The 26,312-nt window shown below is 59.1% G+C and carries 26 protein-coding genes; 7 read left to right on the forward strand and 19 right to left on the reverse strand.

What is annotated here, in order from left to right; genetic code table 11:
• Positions 1-135 precede the first annotated feature (135 nt).
• On the reverse strand, positions 136-2,886 hold the full coding sequence (gene polA, locus ACTM86_RS07350) for a DNA polymerase I (protein WP_441016719.1): 2,751 nt from the start codon (positions 2,884-2,886) through the stop codon (positions 136-138).
• A 166-nt stretch (positions 2,887-3,052) separates the two neighbouring features.
• Between polA and ACTM86_RS07355 the strand changes: the two genes are divergently transcribed.
• Both ACTM86_RS07355 and ACTM86_RS07360 read left to right on the forward strand, forming a co-directional pair.
• Complete coding sequence (locus ACTM86_RS07355) at positions 3,053-4,450, forward strand: aminopeptidase (RefSeq protein ID WP_427794724.1); 1,398 nt, start codon at positions 3,053-3,055, stop codon at positions 4,448-4,450.
• Positions 4,451-4,553: 103 nt separating this feature from the next.
• On the forward strand, positions 4,554-5,363 hold the full coding sequence (locus tag ACTM86_RS07360) for a YaaA family protein (protein ID WP_441016716.1): 810 nt from the start codon (positions 4,554-4,556) through the stop codon (positions 5,361-5,363).
• Positions 5,364-5,403: 40 nt separating this feature from the next.
• Here ACTM86_RS07360 and ACTM86_RS07365 read toward each other — a convergent pair whose 3' ends face one another.
• Positions 5,404-5,919, reverse strand: coding sequence for a hypothetical protein (locus ACTM86_RS07365; protein WP_441016713.1), 516 nt, complete (start codon positions 5,917-5,919; stop codon positions 5,404-5,406).
• Positions 5,920-6,090: 171 nt separating this feature from the next.
• Here ACTM86_RS07365 and thiC point away from each other — a divergent pair, with 171 nt between their 5' ends.
• Both thiC and thiD read left to right on the forward strand, forming a co-directional pair.
• Positions 6,091-7,425, forward strand: a complete 1,335-nt coding sequence (gene thiC, locus ACTM86_RS07370) for a phosphomethylpyrimidine synthase ThiC (protein WP_427727600.1) — start codon at positions 6,091-6,093, stop codon at positions 7,423-7,425.
• Between the two features lie 177 nt (positions 7,426-7,602).
• Positions 7,603-8,433 carry a bifunctional hydroxymethylpyrimidine kinase/phosphomethylpyrimidine kinase gene (gene thiD, locus ACTM86_RS07375; RefSeq protein ID WP_441016710.1) on the forward strand — a complete coding sequence of 277 codons (831 nt, stop codon included), beginning with the start codon at positions 7,603-7,605 and terminating at the stop codon, positions 8,431-8,433.
• A 73-nt stretch (positions 8,434-8,506) separates the two neighbouring features.
• On the opposite strand, the gene ACTM86_RS07380 is transcribed toward thiD, so the two are convergent.
• The 4 genes from ACTM86_RS07380 to ACTM86_RS07395 all read right to left on the reverse strand — a co-directional run bounded on the left by ACTM86_RS07380 (position 8,507) and on the right by ACTM86_RS07395 (position 11,611).
• Positions 8,507-9,166, reverse strand: coding sequence for an SGNH/GDSL hydrolase family protein (locus ACTM86_RS07380; protein WP_441016707.1), 660 nt, complete (start codon positions 9,164-9,166; stop codon positions 8,507-8,509).
• A gap of 78 nt (positions 9,167-9,244) precedes the next feature.
• Positions 9,245-10,360: a TIGR02452 family protein gene (locus ACTM86_RS07385; protein ID WP_441016705.1), complete on the reverse strand. Its 1,116-nt coding sequence runs from the start codon at positions 10,358-10,360 to the stop codon at positions 9,245-9,247.
• 136 nt (positions 10,361-10,496) lie between these two features.
• On the reverse strand, positions 10,497-11,192 hold the full coding sequence (locus ACTM86_RS07390) for a Bax inhibitor-1 family protein (RefSeq protein WP_154515280.1): 696 nt from the start codon (positions 11,190-11,192) through the stop codon (positions 10,497-10,499).
• A gap of 80 nt (positions 11,193-11,272) precedes the next feature.
• Positions 11,273-11,611 (reverse strand): hypothetical protein, encoded by a 339-nt coding sequence (locus tag ACTM86_RS07395; RefSeq protein WP_154515278.1) that lies wholly within the window; start codon positions 11,609-11,611, stop codon positions 11,273-11,275.
• Positions 11,612-11,860: 249 nt separating this feature from the next.
• Between ACTM86_RS07395 and ACTM86_RS07400 the strand changes: the two genes are divergently transcribed.
• The 3 genes from ACTM86_RS07400 to ACTM86_RS07410 all read left to right on the forward strand — a co-directional run bounded on the left by ACTM86_RS07400 (position 11,861) and on the right by ACTM86_RS07410 (position 14,413).
• Positions 11,861-12,910 (forward strand): anion permease, encoded by a 1,050-nt coding sequence (locus tag ACTM86_RS07400; RefSeq protein WP_441016702.1) that lies wholly within the window; start codon positions 11,861-11,863, stop codon positions 12,908-12,910.
• 66 nt (positions 12,911-12,976) lie between these two features.
• Positions 12,977-13,600, forward strand: a complete 624-nt coding sequence (locus ACTM86_RS07405; protein ID WP_427719219.1) for a DUF47 domain-containing protein — start codon at positions 12,977-12,979, stop codon at positions 13,598-13,600.
• A 291-nt stretch (positions 13,601-13,891) separates the two neighbouring features.
• Positions 13,892-14,413, forward strand: coding sequence for a nitroreductase family protein (locus ACTM86_RS07410; RefSeq protein WP_441036931.1), 522 nt, complete (start codon positions 13,892-13,894; stop codon positions 14,411-14,413).
• Positions 14,414-14,578: 165 nt separating this feature from the next.
• On the opposite strand, the gene ACTM86_RS07415 is transcribed toward ACTM86_RS07410, so the two are convergent.
• The 13 genes from ACTM86_RS07415 to ftsZ form a co-directional block, all read right to left on the reverse strand.
• Positions 14,579-15,247, reverse strand: coding sequence for a DivIVA domain-containing protein (locus tag ACTM86_RS07415; protein ID WP_154515270.1), 669 nt, complete (start codon positions 15,245-15,247; stop codon positions 14,579-14,581).
• Positions 15,248-15,309: 62 nt separating this feature from the next.
• Positions 15,310-15,597: a YggT family protein gene (locus tag ACTM86_RS07420; protein WP_427727642.1), complete on the reverse strand. Its 288-nt coding sequence runs from the start codon at positions 15,595-15,597 to the stop codon at positions 15,310-15,312.
• A 15-nt stretch (positions 15,598-15,612) separates the two neighbouring features.
• Complete coding sequence (sepF, locus tag ACTM86_RS07425) at positions 15,613-16,341, reverse strand: cell division protein SepF (RefSeq protein ID WP_154515266.1); 729 nt, start codon at positions 16,339-16,341, stop codon at positions 15,613-15,615.
• A 131-nt stretch (positions 16,342-16,472) separates the two neighbouring features.
• Positions 16,473-16,778 (reverse strand): hypothetical protein, encoded by a 306-nt coding sequence (locus tag ACTM86_RS07430; protein WP_007886038.1) that lies wholly within the window; start codon positions 16,776-16,778, stop codon positions 16,473-16,475.
• Between the two features lie 301 nt (positions 16,779-17,079).
• On the reverse strand, positions 17,080-18,300 hold the full coding sequence (locus ACTM86_RS07435) for an MFS transporter (RefSeq protein ID WP_002584949.1): 1,221 nt from the start codon (positions 18,298-18,300) through the stop codon (positions 17,080-17,082).
• A 342-nt stretch (positions 18,301-18,642) separates the two neighbouring features.
• Entirely contained in the window at positions 18,643-19,416 is a 774-nt protein-coding gene (locus tag ACTM86_RS07440; RefSeq protein WP_441016696.1) for a YggS family pyridoxal phosphate-dependent enzyme, read from the reverse strand.
• 120 nt (positions 19,417-19,536) lie between these two features.
• Positions 19,537-20,394 carry a phosphate signaling complex PhoU family protein gene (locus ACTM86_RS07445; RefSeq protein WP_427719211.1) on the reverse strand — a complete coding sequence of 286 codons (858 nt, stop codon included), beginning with the start codon at positions 20,392-20,394 and terminating at the stop codon, positions 19,537-19,539.
• A gap of 92 nt (positions 20,395-20,486) precedes the next feature.
• On the reverse strand, positions 20,487-21,290 hold the full coding sequence (gene pstB / locus ACTM86_RS07450; RefSeq protein WP_089571588.1) for a phosphate ABC transporter ATP-binding protein PstB: 804 nt from the start codon (positions 21,288-21,290) through the stop codon (positions 20,487-20,489).
• A 12-nt stretch (positions 21,291-21,302) separates the two neighbouring features.
• Positions 21,303-22,208, reverse strand: coding sequence for a phosphate ABC transporter permease PstA (gene pstA, locus ACTM86_RS07455; RefSeq protein ID WP_427727613.1), 906 nt, complete (start codon positions 22,206-22,208; stop codon positions 21,303-21,305).
• A gap of 3 nt (positions 22,209-22,211) precedes the next feature.
• Positions 22,212-23,138 carry a phosphate ABC transporter permease subunit PstC gene (gene pstC / locus ACTM86_RS07460; RefSeq protein ID WP_427719203.1) on the reverse strand — a complete coding sequence of 309 codons (927 nt, stop codon included), beginning with the start codon at positions 23,136-23,138 and terminating at the stop codon, positions 22,212-22,214.
• A gap of 1 nt (position 23,139) precedes the next feature.
• Positions 23,140-23,976 carry a phosphate ABC transporter substrate-binding protein gene (locus ACTM86_RS07465; protein WP_154515256.1) on the reverse strand — a complete coding sequence of 279 codons (837 nt, stop codon included), beginning with the start codon at positions 23,974-23,976 and terminating at the stop codon, positions 23,140-23,142.
• Entirely contained in the window at positions 23,973-24,773 is an 801-nt protein-coding gene (locus ACTM86_RS07470; RefSeq protein ID WP_441016693.1) for a polyphenol oxidase family protein, read from the reverse strand. The genes ACTM86_RS07465 and ACTM86_RS07470 overlap by 4 nt, the downstream gene beginning before the upstream one ends.
• Before the next feature lie 210 nt (positions 24,774-24,983).
• Entirely contained in the window at positions 24,984-26,135 is a 1,152-nt protein-coding gene (gene ftsZ, locus ACTM86_RS07475; RefSeq protein ID WP_441016690.1) for a cell division protein FtsZ, read from the reverse strand.
• Between the last annotated feature and the right edge of the window lie 177 nt (positions 26,136-26,312).

Consider the following 26,312-nt stretch of genomic DNA (forward strand, 5'->3'; position numbering starts at 1 on the left):
CGATACAATACGGAGAGGCGCAGCGATGCGCTCGGCGGCCGCACGCCGGCCGAGTTCCGCGCCGCGCTGGGAAGGGCCGCGTAACGGTCCAAGAAATCGTCCGCAGTCCCTTACTTTGGAACTGTGGTTGCTTTCCTATTTCGCGTCGGCCCAGGTTATGCCGGTGCTGGCTTCGGCGATGAGGGGTACGCGGAGGTCTACGACGTGCTCCATGACGTCTTGGACCATGGCGGTGAGGCGCTCGACTTCGTCGACGGGGCACTCAAAGTCCAGTTCGTCGTGCACCTGCAAGATCATGTGGGCGGCAAAGCCCTCTTCTTCCAGGCGGCGGCTTACGCGGGCCATGGCGATCTTGATGATGTCGGCCGCAGTGCCCTGCATGGGATGGTTCATGGCCGTGCGCTCGCCAAAGCCGCGGAGCTGTGGGTTTTTGGCCTTGAGCTCCGGAATATGGCGACGACGGCCATACATGGTCTCGGCATAGCCCGTCTGCTTGGCGCGCGCCACCACGTTGTCGAGGAACGTGCGAACGCCCGGGTAGGCCTCGTAGTAGCGATCGATCATGCCACGCGCCTCGGCCATCGAGATGTGCAGCGACTGCGACAGACCGTACGCCTGCTGACCATACACAATGCCAAAATTCACGGCCTTGGCGCGACTGCGCAGGTCGGGCGTTACCTCGGACACCGAAACGCCAAACACGCGCGCGGCCGTCTCGGCATGGAAGTCCTCGCCCTCGTTAAAGGCGCGCACCAGGTGCTCGTCACCCGAGAGATGCGCGAGTAGACGCAGCTCGATCTGCGAGTAGTCCACCGCCAAAAAGACGCTGCCCTCGCCTGCCGAAAACGCCGTCTTAACGGTACGGCCCAGCTCAGAGCGCGTCGGGATGTTCTGCAGGTTCGGGTCGCTCGAGGACAGGCGACCCGTTGCCGTGATGGTCTGGTTGTACGTGGTGTGCACGCGACCGTCACCACGGCGCAGCGGACCTAGCGTGTCCAGATAGGTCGACTTAATCTTGGACTTCTCACGCCAGTCCAAAATCAGGCGCACGATTTCGTGGTCACGGGCAAGGTCGCTCAGCACCTTGGCGTTGGTCGAATAGTACCCGCGCTTGGTCTTTTTGAGGCCCTTGGTCGGAAGTCCCATAACGTCAAAGAGCACGTGCGAGAGCTGCATGGGGCTGCCGATGTTAAACGTCTCATCACCTGCCAGGTCGCGAATGCTGCGCTCGACCTCGGTGATCTGGGTCGCCAGGCCCTCGGACAGGCTGCGCAGCCGGTCGGGATCTACGAGCATGCCCGCGCGCTCCATCTTGGCAAGCACCGGCACGAGCGGCATCTCAATGCCATCGAACACGTTGGCGGCGTTCTCGCGGGCCATGCGGTCGCGAAGCGGCGCCACGAGTGCCAGCGTCAACGCCGCGGTACGGGCAGCAGGAGCAGGAGCGTCCTCGCCAGCACCATCCGCACCGCGCGCCGCAGGCAGCGCCATCTGCAGATAGGTATCGGCCAGATATGCCTCGTCAAACTCGGAACGGTCGGAATCCAACAGGTACGCGGCAACCACGGTATCAAAGATGCGCACGGAATCGACTGCCAGCGGGTCCATGAGCTCGGGCTCAGAAGAATCGATGGGCGAAAGCTCATGCAGCAACGCCTTCATGTCCGGGCTCGCCACGCGGCCCTCCATAAACAGGCGCGCGAGCACGCCAGCGATCACGCCGTGGGCAGAATTGAAGCCCTCGACAGCGGCAGGCGTGCCGTCATCGGCTTCCTCGAGCGCAAAGAGCCCCTTGGGCGTCGCCAGCCACAGCGTACGCGTCAGGCCAAAGAGCGCACCCTCCTCCTTGTCATCGTCCACCACGGCGGCGACCCACTCGCCCGCATCAATCGTGCGAGAGATCTCGGCCGCCACAGCAGCAAGTGCCTCAGCATCGCCGGCGGCCGCACGCGAAACCGCGGGTATCTCGAACGCGCTGGCAGCGGGCACGACCCCGCCCTCGCCGCCAATCAGCGCCAGGAAGCGGTTCTGCATGGCCGTAATGCCAAGTGCGCCCAGCGCCGCGGACACCTCATCGGCAGAAAACGCTGGGAAGGACGTCGCGTCAAAGTCGAGCTCGACAGGTGCATCGGTGCGGATGGTCGCAACCTTGCGGCTCAGCAGCGCATCGTCGATGTGTGCACGCAGGTTCTCGCCCATCTTGCCCTTGACCTCGTCAGCATGCGCAATGACCTCGTCCAAGCTGCCGTACTGCGCGATGAGCGCGCTCGCCTTTTTGGGGCCGATGCCCGGTACGCCGGGAATGTTGTCCGACGTATCGCCCTTCAGACCGTAAAAATCGGGCACGAGCGCCGGCGTAATGCCGTGATACAGGTCGTCCACGCTCTCGGGCGTCATGATCGCCACGTCGGACAGGCCCTTGCGAGTCGAGACCACGTTGACGTGCTCGGTCACAAGCTGATACATGTCACGGTCGCCGGTCACCAGCAGCATGTCGCAGCCGGCCTCCTCACCCAGGCGCGCCATGGTTCCCAGGATATCGTCGCCTTCCCAGCCCTCGGACTGCAGAATTGGCACGTTGAGCGCCGTGAGCAGCTCCTTAATCATGGGAAACTGCGCATGCAGATCGGGGTCCATGGGCGGGCGCTGCGCCTTGTACTGCGGCAGCATCTCCATGCGCACGCGCGGCTTGCCCTTGTCAAACGCCACGACCACACCGTCGGGGCTAAAGGCATCGATCATCTTAAGAAACATGTTCAGAAAGCCAAAGATCGCGTTGGTGGGACGACCGTCCGGCGCGTTCATGGTCGGCGGCACGGCGTGGAAGGCGCGGTGCATGAGCGAGTTGCCGTCGATAACGGCAAAGGTGCGGCGCTTGTCAGACATATTGAATACCTCGCTTTGGACTGGGCACGGCTTGCTCACTCCAGTTTACACGCTCCCCGCCCCGCGGCCACCGCACATCAAGCTCCCCCGCCACCGTGAGCCCGCGCGTGATACGATGGCTCACGGTACAACAACCAACACGACCAATCCGAAAGGAGCCTGCGTCATGGAGCGTCCCTGCGCATGGAAAAAGTACACGCCACAGCAAATCGAGGAGCTCGAGGAGCTTTGCCGCGGCTATAAGCAGTTTTTGAGCGAGAACAAGACCGAGCGCCTGTGCGTCAAGACCGGCATCAAGATGGCCGAGGAGGCGGGATACGTCGACCTGGAGACCGTGATCGCCGAAGGCCGCGAGCTCAAGGCAGGCGACAAGGTGTACGCCGCCAACCACGGCAAGGATCTTATGCTCGTCAACCTGGGCACCGCCCCGCTCGAGCAGGGCTTTAACATCCTGGGCGCCCACGTGGATTCGCCGCGCCTGGACCTCAAGCAGAATCCCGCGTTCGAGGCCGGCGACATGGCCTACCTCGACACGCACTACTACGGTGGCGTCAAGAGCTACCACTGGGTGGCCTCCCCGCTCGCACTCGTGGGCGTCATCTGCAAAAAGGACGGCACCACCGTCGACATCAACATCGGCGACAAGGCCGACGATCCGGTCTTTACCATCTCCGACCTGCTGATCCACCTCTCGAGCGAGCAGATGTCCAAGCCCGCCAAGGACGCCGTCGACGCCGAGATCCTCGACGTGATCGTGGGCGGCCGTCCCGTAAAATTTGACGAGGACGACAAGGACGCCCCCACCGAGCCCGTCAAGCAGATGTTCCTGGATATCCTCAAGGAGCAGTACGACGTCGAGGAGGAGGACTTCCTCTCCGCCGAAATCGAGGTCGTGCCCGCCGGCCCCGCCCGCGACATGGGCCTCGACCGCTCCATGATTTTGGGCTATGGCCACGACGACCGCGTCTGCGCCTACCCCTCCATGCTCGCCCAGATCAATGTGGCCAACGTGGAGCGCACGAGCATCACGCTCATCGTCGACAAGGAGGAGATTGGCTCCGTGGGAGCCACCGGCATGACAAGCCGCTTCTTCGAGAACACCGTCGCCGAGATCATGACGCTCGCCGGCGAGGGCAGCCCGCTGGCCCTGCGCCGCGCACTCGCCCGCAGCCGCATGCTCTCCTCTGACGTGTCCGCCGGCTTCGACCCGGGCTACGCCGGCAAGTTCGAGACCAAGAATGCAGCCTTTATGGGTCGCGGCCTGTGCTTTAACAAGTACACGGGCAGCCGCGGCAAGGGCGGTTCCAACGACGCCGACGCCGAGTATATGGCCCTCATCCGCGACATTATGGACGAGGCCGGCGTGGACTTCCAGACCTGCGAGCTCGGTCGCGTCAACGCGGGCGGCGGTGGCACCATCGCCTACATCATGGCCAAGTACGGCATGAACGTCATCGACTCCGGCGTTGCCGTCCTGTCCATGCACGCCCTGTGGGAGGTCGCCAACAAGGCCGATATCTACGAGGCCTATCGCGGCTACAAGGCCTTCATCGAGCGCGCCTAATCAACCCTTCATCAGTTGCGGTGAGATACGGACTAAACTGGCCCATAAACGGCCAAAACAGACCGTATTACACCGCAACTTCCTTTTTGGCAGAGGAGAGTCCATGCTGCAGGTCATCATTTCGCCCGCCAAGCAGATGCGCGCGGCCCAAGATGCTTTTGAAGTCCTGGGCATTCCACCCTTTGTGCGCGAGACGGCTCGCCTCCACCGCGCACTGCTAGATATCGAGCGGAATGAAGGCAGCGGCAGCCTGCAGGCGCTGTGGAACGTGAGTGACAAACTGCTGGGGCCCTGCCTCAACACCCTGCATGAGTTCGAGCCCATCTTGCAAAACGGCGATCTCGACAATCCCGCACTCGCCCGTCACCTCTCCCCTGCCGTCATGTCCTATCACGGCATTCAATACCAAAGCATGGCGCCCGAGGTGATGGATTCCGCACAGCTCGCATGGCTGCAAGACCATCTGTGGATCCTCTCGGGCCTTTACGGATGCGTACGCCCCTTTCATGCCGTTGAACCGTATCGGCTGGAGATGGGCGCGAAGCTTGCCGTCGACGACGCCCGAGACCTCTACGCGTTTTGGAGCGACAAGCTCGCACGGGTCATCGCTCCGGCAGGCTCCAACGCCACGATCGTCAACCTCGCCAGCGCGGAATACGCCAAAGCCGTTCTGACCCGCCTCACCACCGACGCCACGGTCGTCACATGTCTCTTTGGCGAAGGCATCCGCAACGGCAAGCCCATCCAACGCTCGACCGCCAGCAAAAAAGCGCGCGGCTCCATGGTGCGCTGGATGGCAGAAAACAAGTTCGAGGATGTAAGCGGGCTCACCGCGTTCGACGTTGGTTATCGTTACTTTCCCGAGCTTTCAAATAAAAACACTTTGGTCTTCCTGAACGAACAGGCCTTGTAGGACTACCGCTACTTTTGAATGTGCTGCCTAGGCACGGCGTCTATTCCGCCAGGCCGTCGGCTTTTGCAATCTCGCTCGTCGAGCCATCTTGGTAGGTAACCTTAACGTGCTCCACCTCGGACGCCTCAACACCCGACGGAGGCTCCAGGCGCCATTCCGTCAGGGCTATATCCATGGTCGTGGGTACATCCCCCTGATCTTTGAGCTCGACCGACAGCGTCCTAAGCGACGTATCGAAGGCCACGTGCTCGATCTCTTCACCAGGAATGGAACCACCGCTCAGCTGCAGTTGCACAAACTTGTCGCGCGGATACCAATAGTCGCCCGGCGCGGCAACGGTATTGCCACCCGCGACCTTCGCCGTCATAATCGGCAGGCTATCGTCCGCCTCAAACGTCCAGGAAACTCCCCCACGCCCGCCAAACGTCCAGATACAACAGGCAATCACCATCACGACAAGAATCGCGAAACCAATTGCGACCAGCCCATGATGGGCGCGGCTCTCCTCGGCCGACACATCCCACTGCGTCTCACGATACAGATGCTTGTCTTCCATGTTCGCCTCCCCGCGGGCATGCTCGTCGCGTCAATCGTACCCATTCGAGCTATACTTGAGCCCGCCACATAAACGGGGAGCTTGCAGGACAAGACGGCAGGCTGAGACTGGGCGCGCCCGCCCTGACCCGCAAACCTGATATGGGTAATGCCAACGAAGGGAGCCGTGCCAATGAGCACACAGACCGAGCCCAAGCTCGTCACGCAAATCGATTTCGCCCGCGCCGGGCAAATCACACCGCAGATGAAGGAGGTTGCCGAACGCGAGCATCGCGACCCCGAGTACATCCGCGAGCGCGTGGCCGACGGCCGCATCGCCATTCCCGCCAACATCGTGCATATCAAAAAGGGCATGCGCGCCTTTGGTGTCGGCGAGGGCCTGTCTACCAAGGTCAACGTCAACCTGGGCATCTCGGGCGACAAGGCCGATGCCGCCGAGGAATGGAAGAAGGTCAAGATCGCCGAGGACTTTGGCGCCGACGCCATCATGGACCTCTCCAACTCGGGCAAGACGCGCCAATTCCGCCAGCAGCTCATCGACGAGACGCCGCTCATGGTAGGCACCGTCCCCATGTACGACGCCATCGGCTACATGGAAAAGCCGCTTGTCAAGCTTACCAAGGACGACCTGTTCGAGGTCGTGCGCGCGCACGCCGAGGACGGCGTGGACTTTATGACCGTCCACTGCGGCATCAACAAGTCGGTCACCAAAACCTTTAAGGAGACCGGCCGTCTCATGAACATCGTCAGCCGCGGCGGCTCACTGCTGTTTGGCTGGATGGAGGTCACCGGCAACGAGAACCCCTTCTACGAGTACTTTGACGAGCTGCTCGAGATCTGCCACGAGTACGACGTGACGATTTCGCTCGGCGACTCCTGCCGCCCGGGCTGCCTCTACGACTCCAACGACGCCACCGAGACCGCCGAGATGATCGAGCTGGGCAAGCTGTGCAAGCGCGCTTGGGCCGCCGGCGTCCAGGTCATGGTCGAGGGCCCGGGTCACATGGCGCTCGACGAGATCGCCGCCAACATGAAACTGCAGAAGCGCCTGTGCCACAACGCCCCGTTCTACGTGCTCGGGCCGCTGGTGACCGATATCGGCGTGGGCTACGACCACATCACCGCAGCCATCGGTGGCGCCATCTCCGCGAGCTCGGGTGCCGACTTTTTGTGCTACGTGACACCGGCAGAGCACCTATGCCTGCCTAACGCCCAGGATGTGCTCGACGGCCTCATGGCCACCAAGATTGCCGCACACGCCGCCGACATCGCCAAAAAGGTGCCCCACGCCCGCGACATGGACGACAAGATGGGCCAGGCACGCCGCAAGCTCGACTGGGACGCCATGTGGAAGTGCGCGCTCGACCCGGTCACCGGCAAGAAGCGCTACGAGGAATCCCCCGCCGCCACCGAGGGCACCTGCACCATGTGCGGCAAGATGTGCGCCGTCCGCACCGTCAACAAGGTGTTCGAAGGCACGACGATCGACCTCGGCATGGAGGACTAACTCGTCACCGGAGCCATAATCGGCCACAAGGCGTTCGTCAATTGTTGACGTGTGAACATTTTCTTACATTTACGTAAAGATTGCACCACCCGCCCGGGATCGGCATACAGCCGGCCCGGGCAACTTTATAATGTGGGCAGGAGACCCATTTGAATCCGACCGAACAAGGGAGCGAACATGGATCGCAGTAAGGTACCAGCCGTTCTATCCATCGCAGGATCCGATTCCAGCGGCGGTGCCGGCATTCAGGCCGACATCAAGACCATCACGGCGCACCGCCTGTATGCCGAGACGGTCATCACGGCCATCACCGCACAGAACACCCTAGGCGTCACCGCCGTGCAGAACATCTCCCCGGATATTGTCGCGGCGCAAATCGATGCCGTTTTTGACGATATCCGCCCCAGTGCCGTCAAGATCGGCATGGTTTCTTCTGCCGAGATTATCGAAGTCATAGCCGACCGCCTGAGCGCCTGGGACGCACAAAATATCGTCGTCGACCCCGTCATGGTCGCCACTTCGGGCGCTCGTCTCATCGCCGAGGACGCCGCCGAAGCGCTTACACGCCGCCTGTTCCCACTGGCAAGCGTTATCACGCCCAATATTCCCGAAGCCATGGCGCTGCTCGACTACGAGGTCGATTCCGAGCGCACACAGCAAAACGCTGCCATGCTCCTCACCCGCCGCTTTGGCTGCGCGTCCCTCGTTAAGGGCGGGCATTTTGTCAACCAGGCCAACGATGTGCTAGCAGAGCCCGCGCCGCTCGATGACGAGGGCAACCACCTGGGCGATCCGCTCACCACGTGGTTCCGCCACAAGCGCATCGAGACCGCCAACACGCATGGTACTGGCTGCACGCTCTCGTCCGCCATCGCCTGCGCGCTGGCCCAGGGCATGGATCTTGCCGATGCCGTCAACGCCGGCAAGGCCTACCTAACCGGCGCTCTCGCCGCCGGCCTGAACATGGGCAAAGGCTCCGGCCCCGTCAACCACATGTGGCAGTACTAAAAAGCCAGCAACCAAAACCACCGCACAAACCACCACAAAGGCGCTCGTCCCTTTGTGGTGGTTTGGGGCTGCGCTACTGACCGAGCATCTCTTGGAGCTTGGCTGCCACGGCGTGGCCCAGGCTCTCGTGGCTTTCGGGCATCATGTGCAGATAATCGATATCGCCCGGCTCGGCAAAATCGGCGGCATTCAAAAAGTCGCAGCCAAACTGCTCAGCGACATACGCATAGTATTCGGCAAAATGCTCCGAGGCCTCGACGGAACGCTCGTCAAAGTCGGTCATGTACACATCGGCGATCTGCGGTTTAATCTTGATAGGCGCCATCAGCAGAATGCGCGGGCAGGGCGCAGCGTCGGTCCACGGAAACGCGCGGACGGCGCGAATCAGCGCCATGGCGCCACGGGCGATATCGGAAGCTGTCACGTTAAAGACCGTCTTGCAGTCGTTGGTGCCCAGCATGATCACAATGGCGTCCAGCGGCTTATGGGCCTCGAGCAGCATCGGCAACGCGCGGATGCCGTTGAGATTGGTGTCCAGATGGCACATATCGTCGCGCACCGTTGTGCGGCCGTTTAGGCCTTCCTCAATCACATGCCAGCCCTCGCCCAGGTCGCGCTGGGCCACGCCGCACCAGCGCACATCGTGCGCATAGCGCACCGCGGTGCCATCGCGCATGCCCGCCGGATCGTAGCCATAGGTATTGCTGTCACCAAAGCACAGGACGTTTTTCATCGCAAGCCCCTCCTTCAGCAAAAAGCCGACGGGAGCAGCCCCTCCCGCCGGCTCGACCTATCTGTCAGCGCGCACCGATTACAGATACTTGCGCCAGTCGTCATCATCCTCGTCGTCCTCGGCAGCGGCATGAGCCTGCTCGGCGGCACGGGCGGCTGCGGCACGGGCGGCAACCTGGGCATAGGACTCCTCGTTGCGCTCGGGGAAGCTTGCCAGCACGTGCTCGAACTTGGCAAAATCCTCGTCCCAGCGCGTAGAGGGCACAGCAAAGAAGACCTGCTTGACCTTAAAGTCGCCCGATGCGAGCTCCTTGCGGAAGAGCTCGGCCACGGCCTCGGCGTCAAAGCCGTTGTTGTCACAGCCCCAGGCGCCCAGCACGAGCTTCTCGCGACCAAGCTCGTCGCAGATGGCCAGCACAAAGCGGATGCGATCGCGCAGGGCGTCCAGCAGGACATCGTCACCCACGCGATACTCCTGGCGAGCGCGCTTGGCGTTGGGCGCAGCGGCAACGATCACGTCGGCGTACGCATGCACGTGGTTGCGGTCGAAGCGCACCGCAGGCACCACCAGCGCACGGTTGCGGTACAGCTCACAGTTGATGTTGCGGCGACGGTTCTCGCCGTACCATTTGCGCTGCTTATCGAGCACATTGTACAGATACGAATCGGCACAGAGCGTGGCCTCCTGACCCAGATAGCCCTGGATGTAGCCACCGCCCGGGTTGGTGAACGAGGCAAAGGCGAGCACGGCCATGTCGCAGAACTGCGCGTAGCCTCGGCCGTTATCCAGAATGGCCTGCGTGGCAGAGGCGTCGAGCACGGTGACCTCGGGCAGGACCGGAGCGAGCTCCTCGGCAGCAGGCGCGGGCTCGGTCTCCGTGGCTTCCTCTGCGGGCACAGGCTCGGCCACGACCTCGGTCTCGGCAGGCGCAACCTCGGCGGACTCAGACTCATCGGCAACCTGCTCTTCGGCAGCAGCCACCTGGGCCTTAGCCTTCATCGCCGCGACAAATCCGGCAGGCATGCCCTCGAACTCGCGCACGCCGGCAAGCGAGCGCTCGATATCCTTTGCGCACGCTTCGGACACAGTCGCCACGTGACGCTCGGCGGCCTTGGCACGGGCCTCGCGCTTGGGATTGGGCTGTCCCGCGCGGTTGGGCCTACGGTTACGGTTCCTGTTGTCGACGTCTGCCATAAGTGGTCACCTTTCTCGGTCGCTGCCGCTATCGGCTTTTCCCATCCATGATACCCCGCCGCGTACAAAAAAGGCGGCCCCGAAGGACCGCCTTTCGCATCGATTTGCACGCGGCAAGCACCGCTGCAATCTGGCGCTAGTCGCGACGACCAAGGATGTTCAGGATGCGCAGGAACACGTTGATAATGTCCACGAACAGGTTGGACGCCATGAGCACGGCGTTGGGCAGCGTGGGCGGCACCGTCGTGGCCACATAGGTGTCGTAGCCAATAAAGCCGGCGAACACCACAATCACGATCAGGTCGGTGATGGTCTGCGAGACGCCCATGAACATCAGCACGATCTCGACCAGAATCGTGGCAAGCAGAATGCCAAAACCAATGCCGTACACACGCTGGAAGAATTTGGGGAAGGTCACGCCCAGTGCGCCAAAGACAAAGGTGATGGCGGCAGTGGCGATAAAGGCGGTGTTGATGGTGGGCAGGTCGTAGTTGGCAAGGCCAAACGACGCGGTCAGACCAAAGGTGCTCGCAAAGATCGCGTAACCCGCGAGCGACAGGCCCACGGACTGCTTGCTGGCGGCGGCCGACATCATGACGATGCCGACAATGGTCAGGATAAACGAGCCAAAGACCAGCGGCAGGGCGGCGCCACTCATCATCATGCGCGCAAACGACATGGTGCCCGTAAAGTAGGCACCAGCGCCCATAGCGCAAAAACCCAAAAAGATCAGGGCAGACATGGCAAGGTTGTACGCGCGCGGCGACATCTCCTTGGCACGGCTTGCGCCGGTCTCGATGGGGCCGTTCTGATAGCCCTGGATATCGTTCATAATTTCGTCCTTTCAAAAAGCGCCGCGACAGCGCCGTAGGTGACAAGATTCCTGCCATTGTACCCGAATGGCGCGCGCTCTTACCCGCGGCGCTCACTCTCGAGTGTGCGGTCGAACGCCCACACCCACCACCGCATCAGATGAGCCTGCGAGCCATCCGGTCGCTCACGCGCCTGGTCTTCCAGATACAGCTCGGTCGTATGTCCGCCAAAACGAACCTTATAGGTTGCCGTACGAATGCCGTGAACCGTCAGGCCAAAACCGGTAGACGAGACAATCTCGTCAATCGTAAAGCAGCGGCCGTCGACCCAGCAGACGGTAACCGGCACAACTTGTCCGCCCGCGAGGATGCGGGCCACGACGTCCACATACTGCTTGTGCACGCGCCGAGTTTTGCCATCTGTCTGTCGATATTCCATGCCCCTATTATCGAACGCATGTTTGCATATTGTAAAGCGAACAGACTGTGGTTTTGGGGTGTCGGAGCGAGCGCACGTGTCCTCACGGCGTGTTAGCAAAAAGAACACCCGCGGTCAACAGGGCTAATATTCAATTTTAGTGCCAAAAAATTCACTTCTCCCGTCAGAACTCGGTAAAGAAACCCGCAGGAGGTGATACGATTTATCATGTTTTTGTAACGTTTCTGCAAACTTCGAGAAAGCCCATATATGGACGTAACGTTCTCAGCCTTCCTCGGCCAACTTGTTTCGAACCCAGTCCTTGCCGTCACCGTGTTCCTCGCGCTCGGCGCCATCTTCGTCAACGGATGGACCGACGCGCCCAACGCCATCGCGACCTGTGTCACCACGCGTTGCATGCCCGCCCGCGCCGCCATTCTCATGAGTGCCGCGTTCAACTTTTTGGGCGTGCTCATCATGACGCACTTTAATGCCAGCGTTGCCAACACCATCTCCCATATCGTCGACTTTGGCGGAAACAGCACCATGGCGCTCGCGTGCCTCTGCGCGGCCCTGTTCTCCATCGTCGTCTACGGCGCCACGGCATCGCGTTTTGGCATCCCCACCTCGCAGAGCCACAGCCTCATCGCCGGCCTGACCGGCGCTGCCATCGCCCTCGGCGGCGCCAGCAGCGTCAATGTCCACGAGTGGATGAAGGTCATCTACGGCCTGGCGCTCTCCATCGGTCTGGGCTTTGTCATGGGCTGGATCCTGTGCAAGCTCGTCTCGATTCTTTTCGCTGCCGCCAACAGGCGACGTGCCAACGTCTTCTTTAAATATGCTCAGATCGCGAGCGCCGCGGCCATGAGCTTTATGCACGGCGCGCAGGATGGACAAAAGTTCATCGGCGTGCTCTTTTTAGGTGTCGCCTTTGCCAACGGACAGACCGGCGTCGGCGACGCCGGCATCCCCATCTGGATCATGCTGCTGTGCTCGGCCACCATGGGCATCGGCACCAGCGTGGGCGGTGAGCGTATCATCAAGTCCGTCGGCCAGAGCATGGTTAAGCTCGAGAAGTATCAGGGCTTCTCTGCCGACCTGGCAGGAGCCGCAAACCTGCTGCTTGCCACGCTCACCGGTATCCCCGTGTCCTCCACGCACATCAAGACCTGCGCCATCATGGGCGTTGGCGCCGTCAAGCGCCTCTCGGCCATCAACTTCGGCGTGGTCAAGGACATGATGTTCACGTGGTTCTTCACCTTCCCCGCCTGTGGACTCATCAGCTTTGTTATGGCCAGGCTGTTCATGATGTTCCTCTAGTCAAACCGAACGTCCATCCGGACCGCATTACCTCGCCCACCCGTCTTCGCCCCGAAAGGATCACTCATGGCAAAGAAACCCGATTCGTTCTACTTTGACAACTACGTCGCCTGCGCCGACTTCGCCGTTCAGGCAGCCGAGCTGCTCACCAAGATTTTTGAGAACTTTGACCCCGCGCAGATCCACGACATGCTCGAGAAGATGCATGCGATTGAGCATGCAGCAGACAAGAAGCACCATGAGCTCGAAGACGCCCTGCTCACGGCCTTTATCACCCCGCTTGAGCGCGAGGACCTTAACCTAATGAGCTGCTCGCTCGATACCGTGCTCGACCGTATTGAGGGCGTCGTGCAGCGCCTCTACTTCACCAACATCCAGAGCATCCACCCCGATGCCATCGTGATCGCCCACAAGGTGACCGACGCCTGCCGCGCCATGAAGGACCTGATGGTCGAGTTGCCCAACTACCGCAAGTCCAAAACGCTGCGCGAGCTCGTCATCCAGATCAACACCATCGAGTCCGAGGCCGACGAACTCTACATCAACGCCATGCGTAACCTGCACGTCAACGGCAAGGACCCGCTCGAGGTCATCGCCTGGCGTGACGTGTACGCCTTCTTGGAGTACTGCGCCGACTGCTGCGAGAATGTGGCCGATGTCGTGGATTCGATTGTCATGAAGAACAGTTAATTGGGGGTACGCGTCCCGGCGGCGAAGGGCTGGCCACGGTTTGCTTTCTCACTCCGGCTGCTTTGCAGAGTCGTTCGAAAGTAAACCGTGGCCGGCCCTTCGCCTTACGTACCTCCATTGGAACTTTGGCTGATAGTTTTAGCGCAATGGGGGTTTGGCTGAAGGGCCCTTTGGTACCCGCTCGGACACTTTGGCCCTTGGTGAGCGTTTGACTGATTGCTGCTTTGGGCACTCTTTAGGTTACTTTGGGTTTGTTTGATTTTTAATTGTTGGAGGGCTTGTATGTCGTATATGGATCTGGCTCGGTCTCGGTATTCTTGTCGTTTGTTTGAGGATCGTTCTGTTGAGCAGGCTGTAGTGGATACCATTGTTGAGGCTGGGCGCATTGCTCCTTCTGCTTGCAATAATCATCCAACCCGTGTGATGGTGTTGGATACGCCTGAGCTTCTGGAAAAGGCAACTGCTTGTCAGCCTCGGTTTGCTCGTGATGGGTCCATCTTTGGCGCTCCGCTCATCTTCCTCGTTTGCGGCGTTACCAACGATGCTTGGGTGCGTCCCTATGACCAGATGAACTCCAGCGCTATCGACACCTCGATTGTTTGCGATCAGATGATGATGGAGGCCGAGGAACAGGGCCTGGGAACGTGCTGGGTATGCCATTTTAAGCCCGAGCTAGCCCGCGAGCAGTTCAACCTGCCCGAGGGCGTTTATCCCTACCACATGCTCGTCTGCGGCTATCCCGCCGACCATATCGCCGACCCCGAGCATCGCGAGGCCCGCACCATTCCCCTATCCAATTTCCTCCTCAAGTAGTTTTTGGCCCATGCCCTAAAACCTACCTTTTACCGCTCAAACGTTCGCCGAGTTCTGCCCTATCGCACGCAGAGCTCGGCGTTTTGTTTCCCAACCCGTATACAGCTACAAAAAAGGAGCTCGCAAGCGCGAGCTCCTTTTAAGAGCTAGATTGTAGTTTTGGCGCTAGTCCAGGTCGTCCGCGGCAAAGTTGTCAATCGGGGCGAAGGGGTCGGCCACGGGGACAACCGGATCAGCGACAGGCAGCGGCTCGGCGGCAGGCATGGTCACGGCAGGAGAAGCCGCGGAACCGACCGGCGTAGAAGCCAGCAGATCGGCCGGGAAGGAATTCTGAGCATCGTCCATAAAGTGCTGAATGAGCTTGAGATACTCGGCCTTGAACTCCTCGCGGGAAGCCTTCAGACGGTCAATCTCCTCGAGCTCGGCCTGCTTCTCGGTCAGGGCCTGACGGATGACCTCGCGGGCCTTGGCGTCGGCCTCGTTGCGGATGCGGTCAGCATTCTCGTTAGCGTCGTTGACAATCGCCTCGGCGGTCTGCTGAGCCGCAATGAGAGCGGCGGAAATCTGACGCTCCTGAGCGGAGAAATCGGGAGCGGGAGTGGCGACAGGGGCAGCCTGAGCGGCAGAATCCTGGGCCTGCGCAAGCTGAGCCTGCGTATCGGCAAGCTGCTGCTCGGTGGCGGTCAGGCGACCCTTAAGATCAACGATCTTGGCAAGCATAGCGTCGACCTCGGAGGACAGGGTCTCCAGGAAGACGTCGACCTCGGCGGGATCGTAGCCGCGCTTGGCCTCAGAGAAGGTCTGAGCCTGGATGTCAGCAGGGGTAATAGCCATAACAAGTTCTCCTTTATCATCGCCTTGGCGCTAAGCGCCCGACATAGGTTACTGAGCCAGTCCTATACGAGTATACCTATAAGTAGCTGCAGAATGAGCTTCTGCACCAACTGCAACGCAATAATCGCAACGACCGGTGAAAAATCGATACCGCCCATCGGCGGCATAAACCGGCGAAACAGGTTGAGCCAAGGGCCGCAAACGCTGTCGAGCACCGCCGCGATATCCTGTAGCAAACCACCTTGCTTCATGGGAATCCACGTCATAAAGCAGTAGACCACAATCAACGTGGAATAAAAATTAAACAGCGTGTTGACCAGCTGAACGATGGTGTAGATGTTGATGGGAATCTCCTCGCCTTGTCTTTACTTGAGATAGCCGTCGGCGCGAAGCTTCTTGAGATCCGAATCCTTGACCTCGCAGCCGGCGGGCAGCACCATAAACACGCGATCGCCCACTTCTTTGACCGAAGCGCCCAGGCCGCAGGCAAAGCCATAGCTAAAGTCCAGGACGCGTTTGGCGACCTCGGTGCGAACGCCCACAAAGATCAGCGCGACAGGCTGCTTGGTACGCACGCGGCGCACGACCGTCTCCACGTCGTCATAACTCTCCGGACGAAGAACGTAGGCCGGCAACTGAGGCGTGGCGTTGATGATATTGCTCGCATAGGCAGAGGCATCGCTCGGCGTTGAAGCAGGAGCGGGCACAGCGGCAGCGCGGACCCGAGCGTTCTCGGCGTAGCTTGACGGCGTGTCATAGGCGCCGGGACGATAACCGCCCGCAGCGGCATCCTGAGAGCGCGAAGGCGGATTGTACGTCGTAGCGTGACGGGAGTCGTCGCCGATCAGTTGACCGGAACGCGTGTACACAGCAACCGACTCAGCCTCTCCGCGGCGTGTCTGCCCCAGCAGTCCATTGCTCGGTTCATCTTGCGTGTAGAAGCCCTCGCCCGAAGCACCGCTGTAGCCGTTGTTCTGATAGCCGTCGTCATAGCCGTCATCGTAACCGTAGTCATCATCCTGGCCATAACCCTGGTCATAACCCTGCTGGCCGCCTAGGTGCATTTTATTTTTAATTTCGTCAAGGAAACCCATGGTTGTGTCCTCTCACGGTCTAATGCAGGCGCTCTGATAATCAGCGCGCACTTCAGGCTCTTATTTTACTTCAAAGTACAGTTTACAAGGGACTACACAGGGTAGGTATCTGACGGGAGGGGTGCCGCCAGTCAGATTTTCCATGTGATGTTCAAGCTGTCGCTTGTGGCGGCTATGGTGGTGATCATCAAATCCACCACACGCCGCTTGTCATCAAAAGATACATTCTCCCAGGTATCGAGGTAGCCGGAAATCTGGCTGACCTGTTCCGGGCTGATGGCCTCCACAGTCAACTCCGCTATCCTTGCCAGAAGTTCCTGCTTGCGCCCGTCCAGTTCCGCTATCTTCACATTCACATAGGAGAACAGGACATTGTTTGCCCCCGTCAGACTGTCCACCAGCTTTTCAATCTCGCTGTCTACATGGGCAAGTTCCACTTGCAGGGCGGTGATCTGACCTGCCGCAAGAAGCTGATGAACAACATGAAAATCCAGTCTGCCAGGACAGCGACACGGAACAAGCGTACTTGGCGTTTATCTGCAAACGGCTCAAGCTGAATTTTAGGAAGCTGTCAGTAGAAGAACGGAAGTGGCTGAAAAAGATTGCGGAAAAATCCGACTTGCTGAAGAATCCAAAACCGCAGAGAGGACGAAGATAAAAAATGCCTGAACGGCGGTTCTGGTTTTTCAGAACCACCATCCAGGCATTTTGTTTAGTAATAGAAAAAGGTGCAGTTGATTATTGCGTATTGTCAATCTCTCTCAAACCGGGTAGTAAAAATACGGCAAGCGCAACGATGATAATGCCAATTCCGCAAATGACAAACCATTTCTCAACTCCCAGCCGCTCCGCCAGAGGCCCGGAAATGACAAGGCCAAACGGCATGGCGAGGGAAGCGGCGCTTGTCAGTAGAGAAAAAACTCTCCCCAGATATTCTGGTTTGACCGTTTCTTGAAAAATCGCATTTTGCACACCGTAAAATGGAGCGGAAATTCCCATAACAGTACAGCACACAACAAAGACAAGAAATGCGTCTGGCGGCAAAAGCCCGGAGAGCATATTGCTAACGCCCATCAGGAGAACGGAAAGACCGATGGTGTACCGCCGTTTCTTAAAACCGCCCCAAATGCTCAGAATGACTCCGCCAAGCAGCATACCAACCGCAAAAGCAATTTCAGCGGCAGAGGCATGGGCCGGTGTTCCTTTGAAGTATGACATACAGATGAGAGGAAAAAGCGTACTGATTGGCATATAAAAGAACATATAAATTACACCAATCCAGAGCAGAGCAAAGAGGCCCCTGTTTTGCTTTAATACCACATACCCCTCTTTCATATCCTGTAAAAACTGTTGTCTTTTCGTTTCTGGACATAGTTCAGGCGTTGGTATGGACGAAATCGCAACAGTCACACAGGCAAGGATTGCACCCACAATATCTAACAATATAATTGCATTAAGAGGCCAAACAGCATATAAAAACGCTGCGGCAGCTGGACTGATAATCGCACTTACTGCTTGCATGGTCTGCGTGTAACCAGCGCATTTTGTAAGTTCCTCTTTTGGCACAATCATAGGTGTTGCTGCGCTGAATGCTGGAGAATGAAAAGCAGTTCCCGCACTTCGGATTAACAGGACAACCATAATAGACCATACGGGCAATTCCATGTAAAACGCCACCAGCGCCAGAATACCGCCAGCGGCGGCAATTATCAAATCCGCACCAATCATTACGCTTTTACGGCTGTGCCGGTCAACAAAAGCACCTGCAAACGGGCCTAAACAGGCTTGCGGCAAAAATCCAATCAGTGTTGCCGCCGTCAATATGATTGCAGAATTAGTTTTCGCAACCAAATAAAAGATAATGGCCATTTGCAAAATACCGCTGCTAATAAAGGATATTGCTTGTCCGGCAAGAAGTGTAAAATAAGTTTTTCTCCATGAATTGTTGTTTTGGGTCATAATGCGAACCTCCTTTTTTATTGCATTGTTCCTTTGTTTCTGCAATAAAAAGCAGGCGTTGTCCCACAGAGAGGGCAGACGCCTGCATAACAACAAAGCACGAAAAAACACCACGATACAGTTCAAAGACTGCTCGTGTCAAACCTACGTGTTCCTTTGCATACGCACGCAAAAAAAGCCCACCATCATGTGGAAAGGTACTTCTACTTTTTATTGCTTATTAGCGTACACAAATTAACACACGTAAGCCTCCTTCCAATCTCAAACTGTCGCACAGTATAACACACATCCGATAGCAAACAGGTGCTATGCACCCAGCCGGGAGCATAGCGCCGTTTGTTGTCAGCAGCCCGTTTCACGGTCTGCGTGTAGTTCCTTGTAAACTGACCTAAACTCCGGGCTAAATACTACCCTGCCCAGGCGAACAAGCGTCGAGCCTTCCTCAAGGGCAGGCTCAAAGTCCTCGCTCATGCCGCAAGAAAGCTCAGGCAGACACAGATCGGGGTGTGCCGTCTCCAGCTCATCCCTCAACTCACGCAGCCCGGCAAAGGTGCGGCGCGCCACATCCTTATTCCCCCGGGGCGCCATGGTCATAAGCCCCTGCACACAAATTCCCTCAAGCTCCGCAAGCTCGCCAGCCGCGGCACGAACCTCATCGGGCGAAAAGCCGCCCTTGGACTCCTCGCCGCTTACATTGACCTCGATCAGCACATGCTGAGGACCGGCAAGCTCGCCCGCCTCAATCTTGCGGACGGCACGGCTCGAGATAGCCTGCGCCAAATGAAGCGACCCCACCGAATGAATCAGCTCGGCCGCACCCAGCACCGCATTGATCTTGTTGGTCTGAAGATTACCGATCATATCGAAGCGCACCTCGGGCAGCTCCGGATGCTCCGCCAGCCCCGCAAGCTTGCGAACAAGCTCCTGCGGACGGTTCTCGGCAAAATGACGATACCCTGCCTGGATGGCGGCAACGGTCTCATCGACGCCAACGGTCTTGGAGACGGCAATCAGACGTGCGGCATCGTGAGAACGGCCCGCGCGATCGAGTGCGGCATAAAAGCGTTCGAGAATCTGCTCGCGGCGAGCGCGCATCACGTCCAAATAATTATCCATTGCCAATCGCCTCCGCTAACAGCCATACAAGTAGTCCCATGCTAACGCAAGAGCGCGGCCCTGCATGTGCAAGGCCGCGCTCACTTAGGTATTTACAATCTTTCGACGAACGGAGCTACCCTACTCCTCGTCATCCTCGGTATCGTCCTCGTCCTCGAGGTGCTCGAGCAGGTAGCGAAGACCCTCGCTCACCTCGTTAGCGGGCACCTTGGCAACAAAGCGCGCATCGACAGCGGGCCTCATGATGACGCCCTCGCCCGAAGGTACGCGCATGCTCTCGAGCTCATCCTCGTCCGTACGGGCGATATCGCCGGCGTTCATGCGCTGGCCGGTCAAAAGGAAGGTCAAACGGCAGGCGGCATCGATGGAAATCGAGGCGATGCGATCGAGGTAGCGCGAAACCATGATGGCGCGGCGCAGATCGTCATAGTTGCTGTCGTCGTCCATAAACTCGCCCGCGTCCATGCGGTTGAAGGTACGGAAGAACTTCTCATAGGCCGCATGCACCGGCTCGTCCTCGACGGCCAGGTTGCAGATGATGGACATGTCGTTGGTGACGAGCGCGGAAAGCGACGAGCCCAGCACCTGGTATACGGCTTCGGCCTCGGCCTCAACCGTACCGACGAGCTCCTGGGGCAGCGAGATATCGGCCTTGACCATATGACGCGTGGCGCGGCAGATCTGGCGAACCTTATCGGTCATGCGCTGCAGGTTAAAGTCGACGTAGATGATTGTCTGCAGCAAGCGGAAGTCGGAGGCGACCGGCGACTGCGTAGCGATCAGGTTGTAGCACACGGCCTCCAGGTTGGCGCAGCGCGCGTCAATCGAAAGCGTGCGCTTCTTGGTCTTGGTGGCGAGCTTGCGGTCGTCGGTCACATAGGCCTTCACGGCGTCGTGAAGAGCCAGGTCTACAGCCTCGTAGATGCTCAACATCTCGTGACGAGCCTCGACGAGCTGACGGGAAAACAGTTTGCGCATGGTTCACTCCAATCAGTTGGGTGCGGTCATGCCGCCCGCACAGTGAATACGCACCGGACCAGGTCCGATCGGCTTGGGACTAGTCGCACCGATCAGCCAAAGCGGCCGGTGATATAGTCTTCCGTCCGCGAATCCACCGGGCTGGTGAAGATCGCGTCGGTTTGACCATACTCGATGAGCGTGGCGGGCTCGCCGGCAACCTCCTGCAAGAAGAAGGCGGTGTAGTCGCTAATGCGAGCTGCCTGCTGCATTGAATGTGTGACGATAATGATCGTCATCTCGGGCGCCAGCTCGGCCATCAGATCCTCGACCTTGGAGACGGACGTGGGGTCGATGGCGGAGCAGGGCTCGTCCATCAGAAGGACATCGGGCTGCACCGCGAGCACACGCGCGATGCACAGACGCTGCTGCTGACCGCCCGAAAGCGCCAAACCATCCTTGTTGAGCTGATTGGATACCTCTTTCCAGAGGTTGGCGCGCTTGAGCGATTCTTCCACGATGTCATCGAGGTCGCTTTTGCTAGTCACGCCCTGCAGACGAGGGCCAAAAGCAACATTCTCGTAGATGGATTTAGGGAACGGGTTGGGCTGCTGAAAAATCATGCCCACGCGGCGGCGTAGGTCGACCGGGTCGACGCCCTCGGCATAGATATCGTTGCCGTCGAGCGTCATGGTGCCCTCGACGCGCGTGCCCTCGATAAGGTCGTTCATACGGTTGATACAGCGCAAAAACGTCGATTTGCCGCAGCCCGAAGGGCCGATAAACGAGGTAATGGCGTTTTTGGCGATGTTGAGGTCGAGCCCCGTCAGCGCATGAAAGTCACCGTACCAAAAGTTGAAATCCTTGGCCGTGATGGCCGCTTGCTCCAGCGTGGGAGCGGACTGATAGACGGACATGGGACTCCTTAACTAGCGGCGTTTGCGCGACAGATAACGCGCAAACAGGTTGAAGGCCAGAATAATCGCCATCAGCAAAAGCGCGGTGCCGTAGGCTGCGTTCATGTTGATGCCGTCATTGGCAAGCAGATAAAGGTGAACGGTCATGGGGCGACCGGAATCGAGCGGCGAAATAGGCAGGTTGATGGCCTGGCCCATGGTGTAGAGCACCACGGCGGTCTCGCCGATGGCGCGGCCGATGGCAAGTACGATGCCGGTGGCGATGCGACCAAAAGCCGAAGGAAGCACGATCTTGGAGACGACCTGCCACTTGGTGGCACCCAGGCCATATGCGCCCCAACGGATATAGCGCGGAACGGCGCGGATTGCCTCCTCGGTGGTACGCATGACAATGGGCAGCATCAGAAGTGCGAGCGCCAGGGCGGCCGAAACCATCGAAAGACCCAGGCCCATGGCCTCGACAAACAAGGCGTAGCCAAAAAGGCCCATAACAATGGAGGGCACCGAGGCCAGGGCATCGGCAGCATAGCGAATGATGTCGACAACCTTGCCCTGCTTGGCATATTCAGCCAGATAGACCGCAGCCAAGACGGCAACCGGCGTGCAGATGAGCATGGCGAGCGCCGTCACGTAGACGGTCGAGACGATAGTGGGCCAAATGCCGCCCTCGGCGTTTACTCCCTGCGGCCAGCCAAAGATAAAGTCGAGCGAGATGTGCGGCAGACCGTTGATAACTACATAGGCGATGATGGCGACCAGCACCAGCGTGGTGATATAGGCCGCGGCACGAAACACGCCGAGCATAATCTTGTTGGACAGATCCTTGTTGATGCGGCCCTTCTTACCATGGGAAAGGGCACGCTTGATGCGTTCGCGCGACGAGGTCGTATCGACCGTCGTGTCAACGGAATCGGACATAGCCTACCCCCTCTTCTTCTTGGAAATCAGACGGACGATGCCCACCAATGCGGCGGAAATGATAAACAGGACCACGCCCATGCCAAACAGAGCCGAGCGGTGCAGGCCCGAGGAATAGCTCATGTCGAGCGCGATCTGGCTCGTGAGCGTCGAGATGGGGCTCGAGATGCTGTCCGGGATGACCGGAGCGTTGCCAACGACCATGAGCACGGCCATGGTCTCACCGATGGCACGACCCATGCCCAAGACAATCGCATCGACGATGCCCAACTTGGCTGCAGGCAGCACGACCTTGTAGATGGTCTGCCACTTGGTGGCACCCATGGCATAGGATGCCTCGCGAATGCCCATGGGAATGGAATTGAGGGCATCGATGGTGAGCGTGGTGATGGTGGGAACGATCATGATGGCGAGCACGAACCACGCCGTCAGCGCACCAAAGCCAAGACCGCCGGTCAGCTGCGCGATAAACGGACGGATGATGACCATGCCAAAGAAACCGTAGATGATGGAGGGGATACCCGCCAGCAGGTCGACGGCGGGGCTGATGAGACTGCGCACGCGCTTGCCGGCGATCTCGACCAGATACACGGCCGTGCCCACACCCAGGGGCACACCCATGGCGAGCGCACCGACCGTCACCAGACCAGAGCCCGCCAGCAGCGACATGATGCCGTAGTGGCCCTCGGAGGGCGCCCACGTAAAGCTAAAGAAGTCCGCCAGACCGATGTCGGTAAAGACGGGCAACGCCGAGTACGTGGTAAAGACAAAAATCAGGATGACGGTAACGACCGCCAAGAACGCGCAAGCAAAGAAGATCCACTGCAGCGCCTTCTCTTTGAGATAGGTGCTGCGCGACACCAACGCCAACTCACGCTTTTTTGGCGCCTGAGCCTCTCGCTCAATCTGGGGGGTTTCCTGTGCTTCCATGCTACTCACTCCCCTTTCCGTCGTTGGTGACGGGAATAAAGCCCGCCTCGCGAATCTGCTTGTCCATCTTCTCCGACGTCACATAGTCAATGTAGTCCTGTGCACGCTGCGAAGGCGTACCCTTCACAAAGAAGTAAAGGTCGCGCGAGATGGGGTAGCCGCCACTTGCGACCGTCTTCTCGGATGCCTCGACATGGTTGACCGAAACAGCCTTAACCGAAGTCTTAGCGTTGAGGCTCTCGACAAAACCCAGCGAGATGTAGCCAATGGCACCACGCGAACGGGACACGACATCGCGCACCTGGCCCGTGCCCGAAAGAACGGCAGAGCGACGATCGAACGGCGTGCCGTCCATCACGATGGTACGGAAGGCCTCGCGCGTACCGGACGCCTCATCGCGGTTAATAACCTGAATCTTCAGGTCCTCTCCGCCGACTTCCTTCCAGTTGGTAATCTTACCGGCGTATATGTCGCGAAGCTGCTCGGTCGAGAGGTTGTCGACCGGATTATCGTCGTTCACGATGACTGCGATGCCGTCGTGCGCGATTACAATCGGGGTCAGGCCCAGGTTCTGCTCGTCGGCATTGAGGCCACGAGACGAGCTGGCGATGTCAGCCGTGCCGTTGCTGACGGCCTCGATACCGGCAGAAGAGCCAAGGCCAGAGACGAGCACGTCGGTGCCGGTCTCCTCCTTAAAGCCCTCGGCCGCAATCTCGGCAATGGGAAGGCAGGTGGTCGAGCCGGCCACGGTGATAGAAGACGTGGAAGATCCCGAGGAGCAGGCACACAGCGTAAGCGTGAGCACTGCCGCGCTTAGGACCGATGCGATCTTTCTCATAGCATCACGCCGATCGCAGCATGGCGCCCACAGGTGCCGCCCTCGTTACGGTAGGAATAAAAGCGGTCGTTCTGACGAACGGTGGAGAGCTTGGTGTCCACAATGCCTCTCGCTTCGACGCCGGCGTCCATCAGCGCCTCGCGAATGGCGGCGGAAAGATCGAGCATACGAGAAGCGGCAGCATCGATGCACGCGAACTCGGAGGCAAAGCGGTCCATAAGTTCTTGGGACACCTCGTACTCGTCACCCAGGATATGAGGCCCAATATAGGCAGAGATGTCGTCTGGCTTGCAGCCAGCCGCCTCGCAGAGCGCTTGGCACGCCTTGGCGGAAATGCGCGCAATCGTGCCCTTCCAGCCAGAATGCACCACGGCAAAGCCGCCGGGAGCCACCAGCACAACGGGAACACAATCGGCAAAGCAAAGCATCACGGGCACCTCATGCGCCGTGCAGACGAGGGCATCGCAGCCCTCGGCAATCTGCTCGCGAATGTTCTCGAGATCATCGGCGCCGTTCGAGGTCACCGTCACGACATTGTCACCGTGTACCTGATTGGGGACAAGCAGGTTGTGCTCGCACTCGGCAATACCCATGGCCTCGAGTACGCGGCGACGATTTTCTTGAACGGCAAAGGGGTCATCGCCAACATGCGAGCCCAGATTGAGTGAGGAGTACGCATCTTCGGAAACACCGCCAGTGCGTTCGGTGAAGGCAAAGCGGACATCGTGCGTCGCGCCCTCTACCAACGTAACTCCATCATGGTCGACACGCGAAACGTTGTCCGCACGTGCTGCCATACTAAAGCCTCCTAATAACACAAGTATCGCGGCCAAGCCGCAGCAGTCCGTGCCATACGGCTGCCATACTTCTACAAAAGGATACCCGCAGCGGTAGGGACCAAACGTAAGGGGAACGTAAAGAGATTGGAGGCTTTCGTTTACAAACGAGAAACAAAACGGGGTGCATCCAAATGGATACACCCCGTGCAGGTCGTTGAGAAAAACGAACTAGAAGCTACCACGCTTAAGGAAGTCGGGAAGCTCGAACTGGTCGTTACCAAAATTGGGAAGTTCCGTACCGCCGACGTTGCGGGTCGGGGCAGACTGAGCCGAGTTTGCAGCGGGAGCGGTACGCTGAGGCTCGGCAACGGAAGCCTTGCTCTGGGACTGCTGGGCAGCGAAGAGCTCATCCTGACGGTTGACATTAGAGTCGGAGAAGCCCGTAGCGATAACGGTGATGCGCACCTGATCGCCCAGGGACTCGTCAACAACGGTACCAAAGATGATGTTGGCCTCGGGATCGACGGCGTTGGCGACAACGTCGGCAGCGTCGCTGATCTCTTGGATGCCCAGATCCTTGGAGCCGGCGATGGAGAGCAGGACGCGCGTAGCACCATCGATAGAGCTCTCGAGCAGCGGGCTGGAAATAGCCTGCTGGGCGGCGTCGACGGCACGGGTGTCCCCAGAAGAAGTACCGATACCCATCATGGCGGTGCCGGCCTGCTTCATGATGGTCTTAACATCAGCGAAGTCCAGGTTGATGATGCCCGGGACGGTGATGAGGTCGGTAATGCCCTGGGTGCCCTGGGAAAGGACGCCATCGGCAATCGCGAAGGCCTCGAGCATGGTGGTCTTCTTCTCGGCGATGTCGAGCAGCTTGTCGTTAGGGATAACGATCATGGTGTCGACGCAATCGGAAAGGGTCTTAATGCCCTCTTCGGCGCTCTTCTTACGCTTGCGGCCCTCGAAGGTGAAGGGCTTGGTCACGACGGCGACGGTCAGCGCACCGACCTCGTTCATCGCGATATCGGCAACGATGGGAGCGGCGCCGGTGCCGGTGCCACCGCCCTCACCGCAGGTGATGAACACCATGTCGGCGCCAGCGAGTGCCTCGGCAATGTCATCGCGGGACTCATCGGCAGCCTTGCGACCAACCTCGGGGTTGGCGCCAGCGCCCAGGCCGCGGGTAAGGTCGGTGCCGATGTGGACCTTGATATCGGCATCAGAGATCGCGAGCGCCTGAGCATCGGTGTTGATGGCAACAAACTCGACGCCACGAATGCCCTCTTCGATCATTCGATTGACCGCGTTGGTACCGCCGCCGCCGACGCCGACCACCTTAATGACGGCAAGGTAGTTGTTGATCTCTGTCTCGTGCATGTCGGTCCTCCGAACAAAGGTTATAGCCATAGCATGGGTTGACCCCTGCGCACATTAACCTTCAGGTTGAAAGTAAATGCAAAGGTAAACCGTATTATGTTTGCACATTATGAACGTATCAGTCAAATAATTGACCGTGAAAACCAAACAAACCAGATAAACGGCGTGGTATGGCCC

The organism is Collinsella sp. HCP3S3_E11 (assembly GCF_052067375.1).
In the GTDB taxonomy this organism is placed as follows: Bacteria; Actinomycetota; Coriobacteriia; order Coriobacteriales; family Coriobacteriaceae; genus Collinsella.

Excerpts from the sequence above, each read along its gene's own strand:
- polA (WP_441016719.1), bottom strand. The coding sequence starts at position 2,886 with ATGTCTGACAAGCGCCGCACCTTTGCCGTTATCGACGGCAACTCGCTC.
- ACTM86_RS07355 (WP_427794724.1), top strand. The coding sequence starts at position 3,053 with ATGGAGCGTCCCTGCGCATGGAAAAAGTACACGCCACAGCAAATCGAG.
- ACTM86_RS07360 (WP_441016716.1), top strand. The coding sequence starts at position 4,554 with ATGCTGCAGGTCATCATTTCGCCCGCCAAGCAGATGCGCGCGGCCCAA.
- ACTM86_RS07365 (WP_441016713.1), bottom strand. The coding sequence starts at position 5,919 with ATGGAAGACAAGCATCTGTATCGTGAGACGCAGTGGGATGTGTCGGCC.
- thiC (WP_427727600.1), top strand. The coding sequence starts at position 6,091 with ATGAGCACACAGACCGAGCCCAAGCTCGTCACGCAAATCGATTTCGCC.
- thiD (WP_441016710.1), top strand. The coding sequence starts at position 7,603 with ATGGATCGCAGTAAGGTACCAGCCGTTCTATCCATCGCAGGATCCGAT.
- ACTM86_RS07380 (WP_441016707.1), bottom strand. The coding sequence starts at position 9,166 with ATGAAAAACGTCCTGTGCTTTGGTGACAGCAATACCTATGGCTACGAT.
- ACTM86_RS07385 (WP_441016705.1), bottom strand. The coding sequence starts at position 10,360 with ATGGCAGACGTCGACAACAGGAACCGTAACCGTAGGCCCAACCGCGCG.
- ACTM86_RS07390 (WP_154515280.1), bottom strand. The coding sequence starts at position 11,192 with ATGAACGATATCCAGGGCTATCAGAACGGCCCCATCGAGACCGGCGCA.
- ACTM86_RS07395 (WP_154515278.1), bottom strand. The coding sequence starts at position 11,611 with ATGGAATATCGACAGACAGATGGCAAAACTCGGCGCGTGCACAAGCAG.
- ACTM86_RS07400 (WP_441016702.1), top strand. The coding sequence starts at position 11,861 with ATGGACGTAACGTTCTCAGCCTTCCTCGGCCAACTTGTTTCGAACCCA.
- ACTM86_RS07405 (WP_427719219.1), top strand. The coding sequence starts at position 12,977 with ATGGCAAAGAAACCCGATTCGTTCTACTTTGACAACTACGTCGCCTGC.
- ACTM86_RS07410 (WP_441036931.1), top strand. The coding sequence starts at position 13,892 with ATGGATCTGGCTCGGTCTCGGTATTCTTGTCGTTTGTTTGAGGATCGT.
- ACTM86_RS07415 (WP_154515270.1), bottom strand. The coding sequence starts at position 15,247 with ATGGCTATTACCCCTGCTGACATCCAGGCTCAGACCTTCTCTGAGGCC.
- sepF (WP_154515266.1), bottom strand. The coding sequence starts at position 16,341 with ATGGGTTTCCTTGACGAAATTAAAAATAAAATGCACCTAGGCGGCCAG.
- ACTM86_RS07435 (WP_002584949.1), bottom strand. The coding sequence starts at position 18,300 with ATGACCCAAAACAACAATTCATGGAGAAAAACTTATTTTACACTTCTT.
- ACTM86_RS07440 (WP_441016696.1), bottom strand. The coding sequence starts at position 19,416 with ATGGATAATTATTTGGACGTGATGCGCGCTCGCCGCGAGCAGATTCTC.
- ACTM86_RS07445 (WP_427719211.1), bottom strand. The coding sequence starts at position 20,394 with ATGCGCAAACTGTTTTCCCGTCAGCTCGTCGAGGCTCGTCACGAGATG.
- pstB (WP_089571588.1), bottom strand. The coding sequence starts at position 21,290 with ATGTCCGTCTATCAGTCCGCTCCCACGCTGGAGCAAGCGGCCATCACG.
- pstA (WP_427727613.1), bottom strand. The coding sequence starts at position 22,208 with ATGTCCGATTCCGTTGACACGACGGTCGATACGACCTCGTCGCGCGAA.
- pstC (WP_427719203.1), bottom strand. The coding sequence starts at position 23,138 with ATGGAAGCACAGGAAACCCCCCAGATTGAGCGAGAGGCTCAGGCGCCA.
- ACTM86_RS07465 (WP_154515256.1), bottom strand. The coding sequence starts at position 23,976 with ATGAGAAAGATCGCATCGGTCCTAAGCGCGGCAGTGCTCACGCTTACG.
- ACTM86_RS07470 (WP_441016693.1), bottom strand. The coding sequence starts at position 24,773 with ATGGCAGCACGTGCGGACAACGTTTCGCGTGTCGACCATGATGGAGTT.
- ftsZ (WP_441016690.1), bottom strand. The coding sequence starts at position 26,135 with ATGCACGAGACAGAGATCAACAACTACCTTGCCGTCATTAAGGTGGTC.